Origin of the sequence: Zhihengliuella sp. ISTPL4 (genome assembly GCF_002848265.1) — a bacterium.
Classification (GTDB): Bacteria; Actinomycetota; Actinomycetes; order Actinomycetales; family Microbacteriaceae; genus Microbacterium.
Genome location: NZ_CP025422.1, coordinates 995,091 through 1,011,787, shown reverse-complemented (window position 1 = coordinate 1,011,787; position 16,697 = coordinate 995,091). Strand labels below are relative to the sequence as shown.

At 69.8% G+C, this 16,697-nt stretch carries 15 protein-coding genes and 1 tRNA gene; 8 read left to right on the top strand and 8 right to left on the bottom strand.

Annotated features, from left to right (window positions below; genetic code table 11):
- Position 1: 1 nt before the first annotated feature.
- The 3 genes from CYL12_RS04920 (at position 2) to pepN (ending at position 4,165) form a co-directional block, all read left to right on the top strand.
- The gene (locus tag CYL12_RS04920; protein ID WP_101846029.1) at positions 2–508 is read left to right on the top strand and encodes a hypothetical protein; all 507 of its coding nucleotides are present in this window, start codon (positions 2–4) and stop codon (positions 506–508) included.
- 73 nt (positions 509–581) lie between these two features.
- Entirely contained in the window at positions 582–1,595 is a 1,014-nt protein-coding gene (locus tag CYL12_RS04915; protein WP_101846027.1) for a DNA topoisomerase IB, read from the top strand.
- A gap of 86 nt (positions 1,596–1,681) precedes the next feature.
- Complete coding sequence (pepN, locus tag CYL12_RS04910) at positions 1,682–4,165, top strand: aminopeptidase N (protein ID WP_101846025.1); 2,484 nt, start codon at positions 1,682–1,684, stop codon at positions 4,163–4,165.
- Here pepN and CYL12_RS04905 read toward each other — a convergent pair.
- Both CYL12_RS04905 and CYL12_RS04900 read right to left on the bottom strand, forming a co-directional pair.
- Entirely contained in the window at positions 4,162–4,695 is a 534-nt protein-coding gene (locus CYL12_RS04905; RefSeq protein ID WP_286120440.1) for a GNAT family N-acetyltransferase, read from the bottom strand. The genes pepN and CYL12_RS04905 overlap by 4 nt on opposite strands.
- Positions 4,692–5,330: an MBL fold metallo-hydrolase gene (locus tag CYL12_RS04900; RefSeq protein ID WP_101846023.1), complete on the bottom strand. Its 639-nt coding sequence runs from the start codon at positions 5,328–5,330 to the stop codon at positions 4,692–4,694. The genes CYL12_RS04905 and CYL12_RS04900 overlap by 4 nt, the downstream gene beginning before the upstream one ends.
- Before the next feature lie 151 nt (positions 5,331–5,481).
- Between CYL12_RS04900 and CYL12_RS04895 the strand changes: the two genes are divergently transcribed.
- Positions 5,482–5,554, top strand: a tRNA-Glu gene (locus tag CYL12_RS04895).
- A gap of 61 nt (positions 5,555–5,615) precedes the next feature.
- Here the strand turns inward: CYL12_RS04895 and CYL12_RS04890 are convergent.
- From CYL12_RS04890 to CYL12_RS04875, 4 genes are all read right to left on the bottom strand, one after another.
- A complete protein-coding gene (locus CYL12_RS04890; RefSeq protein WP_101846021.1) occupies positions 5,616–6,857 on the bottom strand; it encodes an MFS transporter in 1,242 nt (413 codons plus the stop codon).
- On the bottom strand, positions 6,857–7,405 hold the full coding sequence (locus tag CYL12_RS04885; RefSeq protein ID WP_101846019.1) for an ArsR/SmtB family transcription factor: 549 nt from the start codon (positions 7,403–7,405) through the stop codon (positions 6,857–6,859). The genes CYL12_RS04890 and CYL12_RS04885 overlap by 1 nt, the downstream gene beginning before the upstream one ends.
- Positions 7,406–7,469: 64 nt before the next feature.
- A complete protein-coding gene (locus tag CYL12_RS04880) occupies positions 7,470–8,570 on the bottom strand; it encodes a DUF4349 domain-containing protein (RefSeq protein ID WP_101846017.1) in 1,101 nt (366 codons plus the stop codon).
- Positions 8,567–9,124: an RNA polymerase sigma factor gene (locus CYL12_RS04875; RefSeq protein WP_101846015.1), complete on the bottom strand. Its 558-nt coding sequence runs from the start codon at positions 9,122–9,124 to the stop codon at positions 8,567–8,569. The genes CYL12_RS04880 and CYL12_RS04875 overlap by 4 nt, the downstream gene beginning before the upstream one ends.
- 266 nt (positions 9,125–9,390) lie before the next feature.
- Between CYL12_RS04875 and CYL12_RS04870 the strand changes: the two genes are divergently transcribed.
- The gene (locus tag CYL12_RS04870; protein ID WP_101846013.1) at positions 9,391–10,398 is read left to right on the top strand and encodes a TerC/Alx family metal homeostasis membrane protein; all 1,008 of its coding nucleotides are present in this window, start codon (positions 9,391–9,393) and stop codon (positions 10,396–10,398) included.
- A gap of 15 nt (positions 10,399–10,413) precedes the next feature.
- Here CYL12_RS04870 and CYL12_RS04865 read toward each other — a convergent pair whose 3' ends face one another.
- Together CYL12_RS04865 and CYL12_RS04860 are read right to left on the bottom strand one after the other, a co-directional pair.
- Positions 10,414–11,727 (bottom strand): LLM class flavin-dependent oxidoreductase, encoded by a 1,314-nt coding sequence (locus CYL12_RS04865; protein ID WP_101846011.1) that lies wholly within the window; start codon positions 11,725–11,727, stop codon positions 10,414–10,416.
- Positions 11,724–13,019, bottom strand: a complete 1,296-nt coding sequence (locus tag CYL12_RS04860) for an O-acetylhomoserine aminocarboxypropyltransferase/cysteine synthase family protein (protein ID WP_101846009.1) — start codon at positions 13,017–13,019, stop codon at positions 11,724–11,726. Before CYL12_RS04860 ends, CYL12_RS04865 begins: the two co-directional genes overlap by 4 nt.
- A 186-nt stretch (positions 13,020–13,205) precedes the next feature.
- On the opposite strand from CYL12_RS04860, the gene leuC reads away from it, so the two are divergent.
- From leuC to murA, 3 genes are all read left to right on the top strand, one after another.
- Entirely contained in the window at positions 13,206–14,642 is a 1,437-nt protein-coding gene (gene leuC / locus CYL12_RS04855; RefSeq protein ID WP_101846007.1) for a 3-isopropylmalate dehydratase large subunit, read from the top strand.
- A 2-nt stretch (positions 14,643–14,644) separates the two neighbouring features.
- Positions 14,645–15,265, top strand: a complete 621-nt coding sequence (gene leuD, locus CYL12_RS04850; RefSeq protein WP_101846005.1) for a 3-isopropylmalate dehydratase small subunit — start codon at positions 14,645–14,647, stop codon at positions 15,263–15,265.
- A 61-nt stretch (positions 15,266–15,326) separates the two neighbouring features.
- The gene (gene murA, locus CYL12_RS04845; protein ID WP_101846004.1) at positions 15,327–16,694 is read left to right on the top strand and encodes a UDP-N-acetylglucosamine 1-carboxyvinyltransferase; all 1,368 of its coding nucleotides are present in this window, start codon (positions 15,327–15,329) and stop codon (positions 16,692–16,694) included.
- The last annotated feature ends 3 nt before the right edge of the window (positions 16,695–16,697 follow it).

Sequence of the window (16,697 nt, the reverse complement as noted above, 5' to 3'; positions counted from 1 at the left end):
CATGGCCCTCGAACCGCTCTTCCTCCGTCTCGACCGGATCGCGGGTGGGCGGCAGGCCGGCGTGCTGATCAGCGACGCCGGTCGCACTCACCCGCGGACCGTCCGTGCCTTCACCTGGATCCTCTGGCTCCTCGTCGCCGAGCTGGTGCTCGGGGTGGGCGCTGTGGTGGTCGCCCTGGTGCTCGCCGCGGACGGCGACAGCGTGCCCTTCGCCGTGTGGATGCGTACTCTCGTCGTGCTGGCGATGACAGCGACGCTGTTCTACTTCGCGTGGCGTGCGCGTCGCGGGTGGCGCTGGGCGTATCTCCGGTTGCGGCTGTTCGCCCAGATCTTCCCGGTGATCACTCTCGTCATGGTGGCGATCCCCGGCCTCTACCCGGTCTGGATGGTCACCGAACAGATCGTGTTCAGCCTCATCATGATCGGCATCGCTGACTTCCTCACCAGCGACCACATGCGGGCGGTCTTCGCGAAAGCCGCCGACGCGGATAGCACGCCGACGGGGTGAGACGCCACTCCCTTCCCGCTCGTGCCGCGGATGTTCCACACTCGGAGGAGCTGCACGGCGGGAGGAGAGACGGATGGCGCGACTGGTGCGAGTGGTACCCGGCCAGGACCCGGGGTTCACCCGGAAGCGGACGAGCTCGGGATTCCGGTACGTCGACCCGACGGGGGAGCCGGCGCCCGAGGCGGATCGCGAACGCATCAGCGACCTGGTGATCCCGCCGGCATGGCAGGACGTGTGGATCGCGGCCGATCCGCTCGCGCACATCCAGGCCGTGGGGATCGACACCGCAGGGCGCAAGCAGTACCTTTACCACCCCCTCTGGCGGGTCTCGCGCGACCGTCGCAAGTTCGTCCGTGCGCTGGACCTCGCCGCGGCCCTGCCCAGCGCTCGCGCGCAGGTCACGAAGGCTCTCAAGGAGGACGGTCAGACGAAGGAGCGAGCCCTCGCGATCTCGTTCCGCCTCCTCGATGACGCCGCGCTGCGGATCGGCTCGGAACGCTACCTGGCCCGCCACGGCAGCCGCGGTCTGACCACGCTCCGCCGCCGCGACGTCCGCATCGACGGCGGCGATGTCGCCCTCTCCTTCCCGGCCAAGAGCGGACAGACCGCCGCGATCGAGATCACCGATGAGGCCCTCGCCGAAGCCCTCACCGACTTCGCGAGCGGGGCCTCGACCGCCTTCCTGCTGGCGTATCGGAAAGGCCGGCGGCGGGTGAAGATCACGCCCGCCGAGGTCAACACGTACCTCAAGGAGGTGCTGGGAGCGAGCTTCTCGGCCAAGGATTTCCGGACGCTGCACGGCACGATCATCGCCGCCGACGCCCTGGCCCGCATCGGCGTCCTCGACCGGAGGGGCCAGCGCAATCAGGCGGAACGTCTGGCCGTGCAGGCGGCGGCCACCGCTCTCGGCAATACGACGGCGGTTGCCCGCAACAGCTATATCGACCCTCGGGTGTTCCGGCAGTACACGCGGGGGAGGACGCTGGACCTCGACGTGACGCCGGAGACGGCGATCCGGCGGCTGCTCGGCGGACCGGAGACCTCGCGGAAGGTCAACCGGCGAGGAACAGCCGCCCGACAGCGGTGAGCAGCGAGACCGGGAGCAGGGCCTTCGCCGCATCCCCGCCCGCGGCTGCTCCCCGGCTGTCCCGGGGAAGATGCCAGGATGGAGGGATGCACACCGCGAACCTGACCCGTGAGGAGACCGCAGCGCGATCCGCCGCGATCACCCTGCACCGCATCCGCGTCGAGCTGGACCTGACCGGAGCCCCGGAGCGGGCGCGCACGGGCTTCCCGACGACGACGGTCCTGGAGTTCGATGCCACCGTGGAGACCACCTGGCTCGACTTCATCGGCGAGGGGGTCCGTCGCATCGAGGTCAACGGCGAGGAACGGGAGGTCGTCTACGACGGTGCCCGCATCGCCCTCGATGACCTCGCCGCGTCGAACGTCGTCCGCGTCGAAGCCGTCGGCGCCTACAGCCGTTCCGGGGAGGGCCTGCACCGGTTCCACGACCCGGTGGACGACCACACCTACCTGTACACGCAGTACGAGCCTGCGGATTCGCGCCGCGTCATGGCGTGCTTCGAGCAGCCGGATATGAAGGCCGAGTACACGTTCGTCGTGGACGCCCCCTCCGGCTGGGAGGTGCTCTCGAACCAGGCCGCGGTGCACACCGACCTCGGCGTCGGTGTGCAGCGGATGCAGTTCGCACCGACGCTGCCGATCTCCAGCTACATCACGGCGGTCGCGGCGGGACCCTACGCCCGCGTCGACGGCGAGTGGACGAGGGGCGAGCAGCAGGTCGCGCTCGGCGTGCTCGTGCGTCGCTCGCTCGTCGAGCACCTGGAGTCCGACGAGATCCTCGAGGTCACCCGTCAAGGACTCGACTTCTTCACGGACGCGTTCGCGTACCCCTACCCGTGGGGCAAGTACGACCAGATCTTCGTGCCGGAGTACAACCTCGGCGCCATGGAGAACCCGGGTCTCGTCACCTTCACGGAGTCGTACCTCTCGCGTGGCGCGGCGACCGAGGCGCAGCGGGCCAGCCGGGCGAACACGATCCTGCACGAGATGGCGCACATGTGGTTCGGGGATCTCGTCACGATGACGTGGTGGGACGACCTCTGGCTCAAGGAGTCGTTCGCCGACTACATGGGATCGCACGCCTCGGCAGTGGCCACTCGGTTCCATGACGCGTGGGTGACGTTCGCGATGCGTCGCAAGGCCTGGGCCTACCAGCAGGACCAGCTGCCTACGACGCACCCCATCGTCGCCGACATCCCCGACCTCGAGGCCGCGAAGCTGAACTTCGACGGCATCACGTACGCCAAGGGCGCCTCGGTGCTGAAGCAGCTCGTCGCGTACGTGGGCGACGATGCCTTCTTCGAGGGTGCTCGTCGATACTTCGCGGCGAACGCCTTCGGCAACACCACCCTCGACGACTTCCTCGTCGAGCTCAGTGCGGTGTCCGGCCGGGACATGACCGACTGGGCAGCCGCCTGGCTGCAGACGACGGGCGTCTCGACCCTGTGGGCGGAGACCGACGCCAATGGCGCTCAGCACCTCGTCCAGGACGACGTCCGTCCGCACCGTCTGCGGATCGGACTGTACGACCGCGCGGACGGCCGGATCGTGCGGCGGGAGCAGCGGGAGCTGGACCTGATCGGGGAGCGGGCCGAGATCGACCTCCCGGAGGCCGACCTCGTGCTGCTCAACGACGACGACCTCACCTATGCGAAGGCCCGTCTCGACGAGCGGTCGCTTCGCACGGCCGAGGAGTCCCTGTCGGACATCGAGGATCCGCTCGCCCGTGCGCTCGTGTGGTCATCGTTGTGGAATGCGACGCGAGACGGGGAGCTGGATGCGGCTCGCTTCGTCGCGATCGTGCGCACGCACGCGCCTCGGGAGTCGAACGGCGGTCTGCTGGCCGCGGCGCTCCTCGACGCTGCGTTCGCGCTGCGGCACTTCGTCACCGACGAGCGGCGTCCTGCCGAGCAGCGCACCTGGACGGAGGCGACGTGGTCGGCCCTGCAGCAGGCCGAGGCCGGCAGTGACGCCCAGCTCTCCTGGGCACGCGCGCTGGCGGCCGCCTCCGCGTACGACGACGTCCATCACGACCAGGTCCGAGCCCTGCTCGACGGTGACGTGCCCGAGGGGCTCCTCGTGGATCCCGACCTACGCTGGCAGCTCCTCACGGCGCTCGTCACGACGGGCCATGCCGAAGCCTCGGACATCGCGGCCGAAGAGGAGAGGGATGACACCGGCGACGGGCGCACCGCCGCTCGTCGCGCCCGCGCCTCCGTCCCGGACGCAGCCGTACGCGCCGCCGCCTGGGCTGCCGCGTGGGAGGACGGGACGCTCACCAACGACCACCTCGATGCCGAGATCGGGGGCTTCCGCGCTGGAGGCCGACGCGACCTCATCGAGGCCTACGACGAGGAGTACTTCGGGCGGATCGGGACCGCGTGGTCGGAACGGAGCATCGAGATCGCTCGCCGACTGGTGATCGGTCTGTTCCCCGCCAGCCCGTCCCTGGACCTCGTCGACCGCTGGCTCGCGGCCAACTCGGAAGCGCCGGCGGCCCTGCGACGACTCGTCGTCGAGCAGCGCGATCACCTCGCGCGCGACCTGCGGGTGCGGGGCTCGCAGAGCTAGGCCGCGGTCGGCTCGACTCGCATCCCCATCACCGTGCGCACGATCCACGGATGGGCGTGGTCATCGTCGATGTGGGTCATGCCGAGCTTCTCCGCCACGCCTCGCGACGCCTCGTTCTCGGGGTGGATGATGGCCGTGAGGAGCGTGGGCGCGAACTCGCGCCTCACGAGCTCGACGCAGGCCCGTGCGGCCTCCGTCGCGTACCCGCGACGTTGCCGGTCGGCGCGGACGTGGTAGCCGACCTCGAGGACAGGGGCGCCGTTCACCGACTGCCAGGTGAGGCCGCAGTCGCCGAGGAACTCCCCGTCGCGAGTCTCGATGATCCAGAGACCGTGACCATCCTCGGCGTAGCGTCGCTGCATGCGCGCGATCCACTCGCCGGCTTCGGCGCGCGACTTCGGCGCGGGGTAGTAGGCCATGACAGCCGGATCGCCCAGGAGCGCCGCCATGTCGTCGAGGTCGTCCGCGGTCATCTCCCGAAAGGTGAGGCGCGCGGTCGGGGCCGGGACGAGGCGCCGGGGTGTGGTCACAGGTCCACGGCGTCGCCGGGCTCGAGCACGAGGAACTCGCCGCCGCCCTGCTCGGTCGCCCACTGCAGCCGCTGGCGGTGCATGTTCTTGCCGATCACGGACAGGGTCATGTCGTGCGTACCGAATGCCCGTCGGGGCTTCACGGCGAGCACGTAGTCGATCGCGTCGCCGATCTTCAGCCAGGGAGCTCCGAGGGGCGCGGCGAGCGTGCCGACCTCGACACCGTCCGGGACGGCGTAGGAATCGCCGGGGTAGTAGAAGACGTCGTTGACGAGCACCCCGACGTTGTCGATCGTCGGGATCGAGGAGTGGATCACTTCGTGCGTGCCGCCGAAGAAGCGGAGGGTGAAGGCGCCGATCTCCACCGTATCGCCGGGGGAGACGACGGTGACCTCGTAGCCCTCCGCCGCCTTCGCGACGCCCGCGGCACCGTAGATCGGCGTGCCGGGGGCGGCTCGGAGGATCCGGTCGAGGTGCTCCGGCGTCCAGTGGTCGGGGTGCTCGTGGGTGAGCACGATGGCCACCAGTCCGCTGAGATCGTGCAGCGGGGCGGTGAAGGATCCTGGATCGATGAGGAGGGTGTCGTCGTTCTGGTCCAGACGAAGGGTGGCATGTTCGAACTTGGTGACGCGCATGGGAAGAGTCAACTCCTTCCCGCGGTCTCCGGCAAACGGAAACCGGCGCGCCACGCCCGGGATCTCGGGCGCAGTGGCCTCGATTTGGCGCAGTGAGAATCGCCGTGGCATACTTGAACGGTTGTCGCGGAACGGAAAAGTTCCGCGAGACGGCCCCATCGTATAGCGGCCTAGTACGCCGCCCTCTCACGGCGGTAACGCGGGTTCGAATCCCGCTGGGGTCACACAACACGAGGAAAGCCCTCCGGTTCGCCGGGGGGCTTTCCTCGTTCTCGGGAACATCGCTCAGCCGGCTGCCCGCAGCGAGAGCGTTCGGAAGGTGCGGGCACTGAGCGGCACGATCATGAGCGCCATCATGGCGCCTCCGGCCACGGCGAACGGCACCCACAGCGGAGCGAGCGAGGCGAGCGCGCCGAAGCCGGCCATCGCGAGTGGCATGAGGCAGTCATCGCCGAGGCGGGTGAGCGAGCCCATCCGACCGAGGAACGCCGTGTCCACGGTCGCGGCGAAGGTCGCGCTCAGCAGCACCGAGGCGAATCCCGCGGTGGCACCGACGACCGCCGCAGCGACGGCAACAGTCCAGACGGGGCCGAAGCCGAGAGCGACGATGCCCGCGCCCTGGACGACGAGGGCGCCGAACCCGCTGCGTGCCTCCCGCCGCGGACGCCATCTCGCGACCGCCGCGGCTCCCAGCGCGGCGCCGAGGCCGAGGAGAGCCTCGAAGAGGCCGAGGGTAGGAGCTCCCCACCCCTCGGCATGCGCACGCAGTGCCAGCCCGATGCCCACCGCGGGACCGACCGCGAGGTTGAGGCCGGACAGCGCGATGACGAGAGTGCGCGTCGTCGGGTTCGCCGCCAGGTGGGAGAATGCGGCGCCGATGGCGCGGACGGACGAGGTACGGGCGGAGCGGGCGAGCCGGAAGCGCGGGCGCAGCACGATCGCGAGGAATGCGACGACGAGGGCGAACGTCACCGCGTTCGCGGATGCGCTTCCCGTCAGTCCGGCGTGCGCGACGAGCAGACCGCCCAGTGCTGCACCGCCCATCGTGCCGAGGCGGGACGCCGTCTGGGAGACCGCGGCGTAGGCGGGGAGGTCGGCCGTCCGTACGAGCTGCCGGGCGATCGTGCCGGCGGAGGGCTCGTAGAACGCGTCGCAGACCCCGAAAGCCACGGCAGCGGCCAGGAGCATCGGGACCGTCGGCGGTTGCCAGAGGGCACACAAGGCGGCGGCGACGAGCACGCCGATGCGCGCGGCGTTGCACACGATCATGACCCGTCGGGCGTCCGCGCGGTCCGCCAGCACTCCGCCGAACAGCAGCACCACCGCGCGCGGAACGGTACCGGCGGCGACGATGAGGCCGGCGAGGGCGGGGGAGGCGATCTGCACCGCCGTCCACGCCAACGCGATCGTCCATACGGCGTCGCCGGCGTCGGACAGGGCCTTCACGGCGATCCACGCGTGCACCGTGCGGTCACGACGGAACGGAGGAGGACTGGAAAGCTCGACGGGCGGGGTGATCGCGGTCATCACGGTTCCGTCGGGAACGCATGGGCGAAGAAGAAGACCGGCGTGCGCTCCTGACCGTCATGCTCGTCGATCGCGTCCTGCCAGTCGCGCACCGCTTGCAGGACGCGCGCGGAGAGGTCTCGCAGTTCCTCGGGGGTCGCCCAGGCGGTGGTCTCCGTGTTCGAGGCGTCGTAGTCGGCGACGGCGGGATCTCCTCGGCGGCGGTGCCAGCGCTGGAGACGGTCGATCTGCATGCGGATGCCCTGACGCTGCGCCTCCCTGGCGAGGAGGGCGTCGGCGGGGGAGTCGGCGAAGTCCTCCACCGACCATGTCAGGCCGCGACGCGCGATCCGCCACCAGCTTGTTCGCCGGTCTCCGGTCGGATCGGGGGCGCGCTCGACGACCCCCGCCCGCTCGAGCATCCGGAGGTGGTGGCTGATGCTGCCGACCTGGCTGTCGAGCGCACGGGCGACGGCGGTCACCTGCGACGTGCCGTACAGCAGCAGGTAGTCGAAGATGCGGCGCCGTAGCGGATGATGCACGGCGGTGATCACGGAGATGTCTTCCACGTCCCGAAGGCTATGCAGCACCCGCCGCATGCACAAGAGTTCTTGTATACCCCGGAACGGCGGGCTATTCCTCCGTGCGGGGCGAAGCGGCCGCCGCCTTCCGGCGACGTCGGCCGCGGCGGACGAGCCAGACGGCGAGGATGACGACGGCGGCGACCGCGAGCCAGGGGAGGAGGAATCCCGCCGCGATCACCAGAGCGTTGAGCGAGACCACGAGTCCGTTCCAGCCTGCGAGCAGACCGTCACCGAAACCGGCGGGGTCCGCTGAGGCCGCGGTGCCGCTGCGGGACAGGTCCACGGTGAGCGACGACAGGGCCACCTGGTCCTCCAGAGCGGCGAGCTGCTGTTCATACGACTCGAGCTGCGCCTGGCGGTCAGTGAGCGCGACCTCGGCCTCGATGAGATCGGCGACCGAGCCGGACTGTCCCATGAGTTCTGTGAGCCGCTGGACCGAAGCGCGGGTCGACTCGATGCGGGCGCGCAGGTCGATGGCAGTGGAGGTGACGTCCTGCTTGGTGACGGAGGAAGAGAGCACCTCGCCCGTGTCGCCGAGGGCGGCGATCACCGTGGTCATGTCATCGGCGGGGACGCGGATCGTGATCCAGCCGTATCCGGAGTCCGCGGGGACCCGCTCGGCGGGGGCATCCGTCGCCACCGCTTTGCCCACCTCGGTGCTCTCGACGTAGCCGCCGTGCTCCACGGCGAGGTCGCCGATGGCGGAAGCGGCGTCGGCGATGTCCTTCACCTGCACCGAAGCCTGGGCGGTGGCGACGATGTCCCGCGCCTCCTCGGCGACGGACGCGGCGGCATCCGATCCCACGGCTCCTTCGGGAGCCGGAAGCGCCGCCCCGTCGACAGCGCGGTCCGGCACGGCTGATCCGGCGTCGTCCGCCGACCAGCCCACGATGCCGTCCGCGGTGGACACGGGAGAGCCGGCCCCTCCCACGGCACCGAGGATCGGCGGGGTCACCAGGACTCCGACGACGAAGGCCGCCGCGATCCCGCCGGCTGTGAGCCACCGGCGGCGACGCCTCCTGGCGCGCTCGGCGCGCGGCGATGCCGGCGGCCGCTCGCCCTGGATCTCGGCGAACACGGCCTCCTCGATCCGGGTCACCGTCGTGTCCGTCAGCGGTGGAAGGTTCTCCTGCGGCGTCTGATCGTTCATGCGTCCCTCACTTCCTTGACGGCGCCACGCAGCTGGGTGCGCACACGCGAGAGACGGTTCCGAACGACGGCATGGGTCACCCCGAGCTCATCGGCCGCGGCCTGATAGGCGTAGCCCTCGGACGCGCACAGCCGGAAGATCTCCCGGTCGAGCTCGCTCAGGGTCCCCACCTCCGCGGCGATCCGTGCGGCGAGGGCGGCCGTGATCACCTGCTCCTCGACGCTGACCACGTCCGGGAGCTGGTCGTCCGCGGCATCCGTCGTGTGCGCCTGGTCGCGACGGCGCTGACGGAGTCGGTTCGCAGCCTGGAACCGGCAGATCGTCGCGAGCCACGGCAGGATCGACTCGCCCTGGAGCACGAGTCCCGGAAGTTTGCGCCAGGCGACCACGAAGGTCTCCTGCGTCACGTCCTCCGCATCGGCAGGGGAGCCCAGGATTCCGTGGGCGATCCAGTACACGGGTCGCACGTGGGCGCGATAGAGCGCGCGGAAGGCGCTCTGATCGCCGGCCGCCGCTTCGGCGGCCCATCGCTGGTCACTCGTCTGCGCGGGCATCCTGATTCCGTTCGGTGTCTCTCCCTCGAGAGTGTCGGCGGACGCCCCATCGTCTCAGTCCCGAATCGGATCCGCATCGGGTGTCGAGTTCGCGATCCCGCCGGTGCCGCCCTCCGGTAGCATTGCCCGGGCGAGAGGGAGTATCCCGAATCCGCGCGTAACGTCATCACGAGCACCGACATCGCTGCTCCGGGCGCGCGCCGCACACGATGCGGGGGAGAGACTTTCGACGATTCCCGACCCCTCGCGAAAGGTGCACAGCGCCCGTGGACATCCCCGTCTGGTTCGAGATCACCTCCATGGTGGTCCTTTCGATCATCCTGATCGCCGACCTGCTCCTCATCCGGCTGCGCCCGCACATCCCCTCCACCAAGGAGTCGACGCTCTGGGTCGTGTTCTACGTCGGGCTCGCGTTGCTCTTCGCGGTGCTGTTGGGCAACGTGGGCGGATGGAAGAACGCCGGAGACTTCATCACCGGCTGGGCACTGGAGTACAGCCTCTCCGTCGACAACCTGTTCGTCTTCGTGCTGATCATGGTGCAGTTCGCGGTGCCACGCCGCCTGCAGCAGCAGGTCCTCATGGTCGGCATCATCATCGCGCTGGTCCTTCGTGGGCTGTTCATCCTCGTCGGCGTGACGATCATCGAGAACTTCTCGCCGATCTTCTACCTGTTCGGCGCGTTCCTCGTCTACACGGCCATCCGTCAGGCGATGCCGGAGGGAGAGCACGAGGACGACGTCAAGCGCGAGAACTTCATCGTCCGCCTGCTCCGCCGCCGCATCGACATCAGCGAGACCTACGACGGCTCGAAGATCCGCACCACCGTCGACGGCAAGCGCATGTGGACGCCGATGATCATCGTGTTCATCACGATCGGCGTCACCGACCTCATCTTCGCGATCGACTCCATCCCGGCGATCTTCGAGATCACGACCAACGGCTTCCTCGTCTTCGCGGCCAACATCTTCGCGCTCATGGGGCTCCGCCAGCTCTACTTCCTGCTCGGCGACCTCCTGGACCGCCTGCGTTACCTGCACTACGGCATCGCCGTGATCCTCGGCTTCATCGGCATCAAGCTGATCCTGCACGCCCTGCACGTGAACGAGCTCCCGTTCATCAACGGCGGCGAGCACGTCGAGTGGGTGCCGGACATCGACAACATGGTGTCGCTCGGCGTGATCCTCGTGTCGATGACGGTCGCGACGGTCGCGAGCCTGATCGCCTCGTCTCGGGAGAAGCGCGCCGAGAAGCGCACCGCACCGGTCGCCGACTGATCCGCGGGCAGCGGGTCAGAACGACTGCAGGTTGACCTGCAGCCCACCGCCCGCGTACTCGCGGCGGAGGAGTCCGCGGCGGCGGAGGATCGGCACCAGTTCGTCGAGCGTGCGGTGCAGGGTGACGGGGTGGAAGTCGCCCCAGAGCAGCACGCCGTCGTTGCCCCAGTCGCCGAGCTCCTCGATGAGATCGGCGAACTCCTCCGCCGTACCGACGAAGCCTGTGCGATCCCGCAACCGGCCGGTGCGGGCGAGCGCGGTGAGATGCGCCCGGAGCGGGGCGTGTTCTCCGCGATCGCCGATCAGCCGCTGGATGCTCCCCCGGGAGACATGGGCTCCGAAGATCGAGAGGTCGAGGGGCCGGTCGAGATCGAGGGCCGTGAGATCGGTCTCCAGGTCGCTGGACTGCTTTCGAGCGATCTGTGCGAGGGCGGCGTCATCCGGGTGCGCGGAGGCGGCCACGATCCGGTCGGCCTCTTCGGCGGACGCCGTGATCGCGGGCTGGATCGCGAAGAGGATCTTGATGTCTTCGGGACGGCGTCCTCGGGCGAGCGCGGCATCGTGCACGCGCTGTCGATACTCCCGCACCGACTTCTCGTGCAACGGTGCCAGCGCGAGCTGCACGTCCGAGTTGGCACCGGCGAACGCCAGGCCGCGCCCCGAGCCGCCGGGGGAGACGATGGCCGGCTCGCCATCCGTGAAGGGCAGGGCGTTCAACGGGCCGTCGAAGGCGTAGTTCGCGCCGCGATGCTGCACGGCGCGCATACGGGTGCCGTCCGCGTAGACGCCGGAGGTGGGGTCGGCGACGAGGGCGCCGTCGTCCCAGCTCCGCCAGAGCGCGCGGATGCCGGCGAGCCACTCCTCGGCGCGGTCGTACGCCTCGTCGTGGCCGAGCTGCGGGGCCGCCGAGAAGTGCCGGGCGCTTCCGGTGTCGGTGACCACGTTGAGGCCGAGGCGGTGCCCGCTCAGGTGCTGCAGGGTCGCGAACTGGCGAGCCGACGTGTACGGCAGCGAGGCCGCCGGGTTCACGGTGGGCACCACGCCGAGATGACGGGTCGCCTGGAAGAGATACGGCGCAAGCAGGAGAGGGTCGTGCTTCGGACCGCCGAACGCATGACGCACCCGCAGGTCGATCGTGTCCGCGGAACCGAGCGATGGGCTGTCCTCGATGATCACGAGGTCGAAGCCGGCCTGCTCCAAGGTGCGTGCCGCCTCCTGATAGATCTCGGGCCGCGTCCAGTCGTAGTCCCAGTCGAGGGACGGGTAGCCCCACCCCTGGGGGCCGAACCCCCGGGCGAGGAACCATCCGAAGTGCTGCAGGCGGCTCATCCCACCGTCTCCCGGACGCTCTCGAGCACCCGCGCCAGGTCGCCGATCAGGTCCTCGACGTCCTCGATGCCGATCGACAGTCGGAGGGTGCCGGGCCCGACCCCGAGGATGCGGCGCTCCTCGTCGGTGCGTTGCGCATGGCTGGTCGTGCCCGGGTGCAGCACGAGCGACCGCACGTCGCCGATGTGGGTCATGTGCGTGAAGACGGACACCTCCTCCACGAAGCGACGGGCCGCGGGGAGGCCGCCGCGCAGGGTGAAGGTGAAGATGGAGCCGAAACCGCCCTGCAGATAGCGCACCGCGGTCTCGTGGTGCGGGTGCGAGGGCAGGCCGACATAGTCGACGCTCTCCACGGCATCGTGCGCGCCGAGCCAGCGCGCGACGGCGAGGGCATTCTGTGACTGGCGCTCCACGCGCAGGCCGAGCGTCTCGGTGCCCTGGCCGATGAGGAAGGCGTTGAGGGGCGAAGGGGAGGCGCCGAATCGCGGGGCCACCGATTCCCTGGCGTACCCGATGCGGGCGCGACCGCCGTGCCGGGCGAAGACGCTGGGGGTACCTCCCCGTCCCGGCAGCACGAGGTGCGGAGCGTTGTGCCCGGCGCGGTCGGCATCGAACCGGCCGTCGTCGATCACGACGCCGCCGAGGACCGCGCCCTGACCCGCGAGGAACTTCGACGCCGAGTGCACCACGATGGCCGCGCCGTGCTCCAGTGGCCGGAGGAGGGCCGGGGTGGCCAGCGTGTTGTCGACGATCAGCGGGACGGCGATCTCGTCGGCCACCGCGCTCACCGCCGCCACGTCGAGCACGTCGTTGCGCGCGTTCGCGAGCGACTCCGCGAACAGGGCCCTGGTCGTCGGGCGCACGGCCTCGCGCCAGGCATCCGGGTCCGCGATGTCGTCCACGAAGGTCGTCTCGATCTCGAGGCGCGCGAGGTTGTCCAGGAACAGCCCTCGCGTGCCCTCGTAGATGTGGGTCGAGGAGACGATGTGATCGCCCGCCCCCACGACGGAGAGCAGGGCGGTCGTCACGGCGGCCTGTCCGCTGGCCACGAGCACGGCGTCCGCACCGGATTCCAGGCTCGCCAGCTGCCGCTCCACCGCGTGCACCGTCGGATTGCCGGTGCGCGTGTACCCGAATCCGCTACCGGTGCCGAAGTGGTCGGCGGCGTGGTCGAAGTCGTCGAATTCGAACCCGGCCGTCAGGTAGATCGGCGTCACACGGGAGGCGGCTGCGGCCCGGCCTCTCGCGGCGTGGACGGCGCGGGTGGCGAAGCGGGCGGTCTCGACGGTCATGCGGGCCTCTCGGTCGATCGGGTGAGCAACAGAGTGACACGGCGTGTCTCGGCGTGTCCGAGCGGTGGTAACCTGACGTCATGCGGACCGTGCTCCTTCTTAGCGGCCGCGGCGAGACCTCGATCTGAGCCCCTCCTCGTCGCGGAGTCCATCGTGGGCCGAACCGCCATCCACAGGAGACACGCCATGACCACCACCGCCGGTGCGGATGCCGCACGCCCCAGGACGCTCGCCGAGAAGGTCTGGGACGACCACCTCGTCGTCAAGGGCGAGGACGGCCAGCCCGACCTCATCTACATCGACCTGCATCTCGTGCACGAGGTCACCAGCCCGCAGGCCTTCGACGGCCTCCGCAGCGAGGGGCGGCCGCTGCGCCGGCTCGACCTGACGATCGCCACGGAGGACCACAACACGCCCACGTGGGAGATCGACAAGCCCATCGCCGATCTCACCAGCCGCACGCAGATCGAGACGCTGCGCCGCAACGCCGCAGAGTTCGGCGTGCGCCTGCACTCGCTGGGGGACGCGGAGCAGGGCATCGTGCACGTCGTCGGCCCGCAGCTCGGCCTCACCATGCCCGGGATCACCGTGGTCTGCGGCGACTCGCACACCTCGACGCACGGCGCGTTCGGCGCGATGGCGTTCGGCATCGGTACCAGCGAGGTCGAGCACGTCATGGCGACCCAGACGCTGCCGCTGAAGCCGTTCAAGACGATGGCCATCAACGTCGAGGGCACGCTGCGCCCCGGCGTCACGGCGAAGGACATCATCCTCGCCGTGATCGCCAAGATCGGGACGGGCGGCGGTCAGGGCTATGTGCTCGAGTACCGCGGCAGCGCGATCCGCGCGCTCTCCATGGAGGGCCGCATGACGATCTGCAACATGTCGATCGAGGCGGGCGCCCGCGCCGGCATGGTCGCCCCGGACGAGACGACGTTCGCCTACCTCGAGGGCCGTCCGCACGCGCCGAAGGGCCAGGACTGGGATGACGCGGTCGCCTACTGGCGCACGCTGCCCACGGACGAGGGCGCGACCTTCGACGCCGAGGTCTTCATCGACGCCGACGAGCTGGAGCCGTTCGTGACGTGGGGGACGAACCCCGGCCAGGGCAGCTCGCTCTCCGCCGCGGTGCCGAACCCGGCGGAGATCGCCGACCCGAACGAGCGGGCCGCCGCCGAGCGTGCGCTGGAGTACATGGACCTGACGCCGGGTACGCCCCTCAAGGAGGTCCCGGTCGACGCGGTGTTCATGGGCTCGTGCACGAACAGCCGCATCGAGGACCTCCGCGCCTTCGCCTCCATCATCCAGGGAAAGAAGAAGGCCGACGGTGTCCGGGTGATGGTCGTCCCCGGCTCGGCGCGCGTCCGACTCGAGGCCGAGGCCGAGGGCCTGGACCGGGTCATCAAGGACTTCGGGGCGGAGTGGCGCTTCGCGGGGTGCTCGATGTGCCTGGGCATGAACCCCGATCAGCTCGCTCCGGGGGAGCGCTGCGCCTCCACGTCGAACCGCAACTTCGAAGGACGCCAGGGCAAGGGGGGCCGCACGCACCTCGTGTCCCCGCTCGTGGCGGCGGCGACCGCCATCCGCGGCACCCTGTCCAGCCCGAGCGACCTGGAGGCCTGATCATGGAGAAGTTCACCACCCACACGGGCATCGCCGCTCCGCTGAAGCGGTCGAACGTCGACACCGACCAGATCATCCCGGCGGTGTTCCTGAAGCGCGTCACCAAGACCGGCTTCGAGGACGCGCTGTTCCACGGCTGGCGGCAGGACCCCGCCTTCGTGCTCAACCAAGCGCCGTACCAGGGGGCCTCCATCCTCGTCGCCGGGCCCGACTTCGGCACCGGTTCCAGCCGTGAGCACGCCGTCTGGGCACTTCGCGACTTCGGCTTCAAGGTCGTGCTGAGCCCCCGGTTCGCCGACATCTTCCGCGGGAACGCGGGAAAGCAGGGACTCCTCGCCGCGACCATCTCGGAAGCGGACCTGGAGCGGTTCTGGGCATTCATGGACGCTGTTCCCGGCGCGCGGATGACGGTCGACCTCGAGGCGCGCACCGCCGCCATCGGTGACCCCACCGGCGGCGCGGAGTCGGGCTTCCAGGCCGACATCGGGATCGACGATTACACTAGATGGCGGCTCCTCGAAGGGCTCGATGACATCGGGCTCACGCTGCGCAACGAAGACAAGATCGCGCAGTTCGAGGCCCGTCGCGAGTCGTGGCGGCCGCGGACCCTTCCCGTCCAGTGAGACGGAGGGGGCGCGGGAGCCAGGGGTAACCCCGCCCCCGATGAATGAAGTGAGGCCCCGAATGACGACACCCGTGCGCGACGCTCTCTCCGATGACGTCCCGGCGCTGACCGGAGACGTCCTCGCCATCCGCGGAGGCCGTCCGCTGCGCGGACGCGTCGACGTCAAGGGCGCGAAGAACCTCGCCACCAAAGCGATGGTCGCGTCCCTGCTCGGGGAGACCACGAGCGTGCTGCGCGACGTGCCGGCCATCAGCGACGTCGCCGTGGTGCGCTCGCTGCTCGAGGTGCACGGTGTCCGGGTGTCGGAGGGCGACGAGCCCGGTTCCCTGGTGTTCGACCCCAGCGACGTCGAGTCGGCTCACTTCGAGGAGATCGACGCCCACGCCGGCGCCTCCCGGATTCCGATCTTGTTCTGCGGCCCGCTGCTGCACCGTCTCGGCCAGGCGTTCATCCCCGACCTCGGCGGGTGCCGCATCGGCGACCGGCCGATCGACTTCCACCTGGACGCGCTGCGCAAGTTCGGCGCGATCGTGGAGAAGCTCCCCAGCGGCATCCGCCTCTCGACCGGCGGCACCCGTCTGCATGGCGCGAACATCCACCTGCCGTACCCGAGCGTCGGCGCCACGGAGCAGGTGCTCCTGACCGCGGTGCGCGCGTTGGGCGTCACCGAGCTGCGCAACGCGGCCATCGAGCCCGAGATCATGGACCTCATCGCCGTCCTGCAGAAGATGGGCGCGATCATCTCCTACGAGCCGAACCGCGTGATCCTCATCGAGGGCGTCGAGAAGCTGCGCGGCTACGACCACCGGTCGATCTTCGACCGCAACGAGGCGGCGTCGTGGGCCTCGGCCGCTCTCGCCACCGACGGAGAGATCTTCGTCGGGGGCGCCAAGCAGCAGGAGATGCTCACGTTCCTCAACGTCTTCCGCAAGGCGGGCGGCTGGTTCGACATCCAGGAGGACGGCATCCTCTTCCGTCGCGACGGCGACATCAAGCCGGTCGTGATCGAGACTGACGTGCACCCGGGCTTCATGACCGACTGGCAGCAGCCGCTCGTCGTCGCCCTCACCCAGGCCCACGGCCGCTCGGTCGTGCACGAGACCGTGTACGAGAACCGGATGGGCTTCACCGAGGCTCTGGTCAAGATGGGCGCCGACATCGTCGTGCATCCGCGCGGACTGCAGGACGGCCCGCGGCGCGTCCCGCGTCGCGACCTGGAGCAGGCCGCCGTCATCACCGGACCCACGCCCCTCCACGGCGCCGACATCGTCGTGCCTGACCTGCGCGGCGGCTACAGCCACGTGATCGCGGCGCTGACGGCCACCGGCGAGTCGAAGGTGTCGGGCGTCGACATCCTGAGCCGTGGATACGAGAAGTTCCTCGCCAAGCTCGACGCGCTCGGCGCCGACTTCGACGTCCTCCGGTGAGCC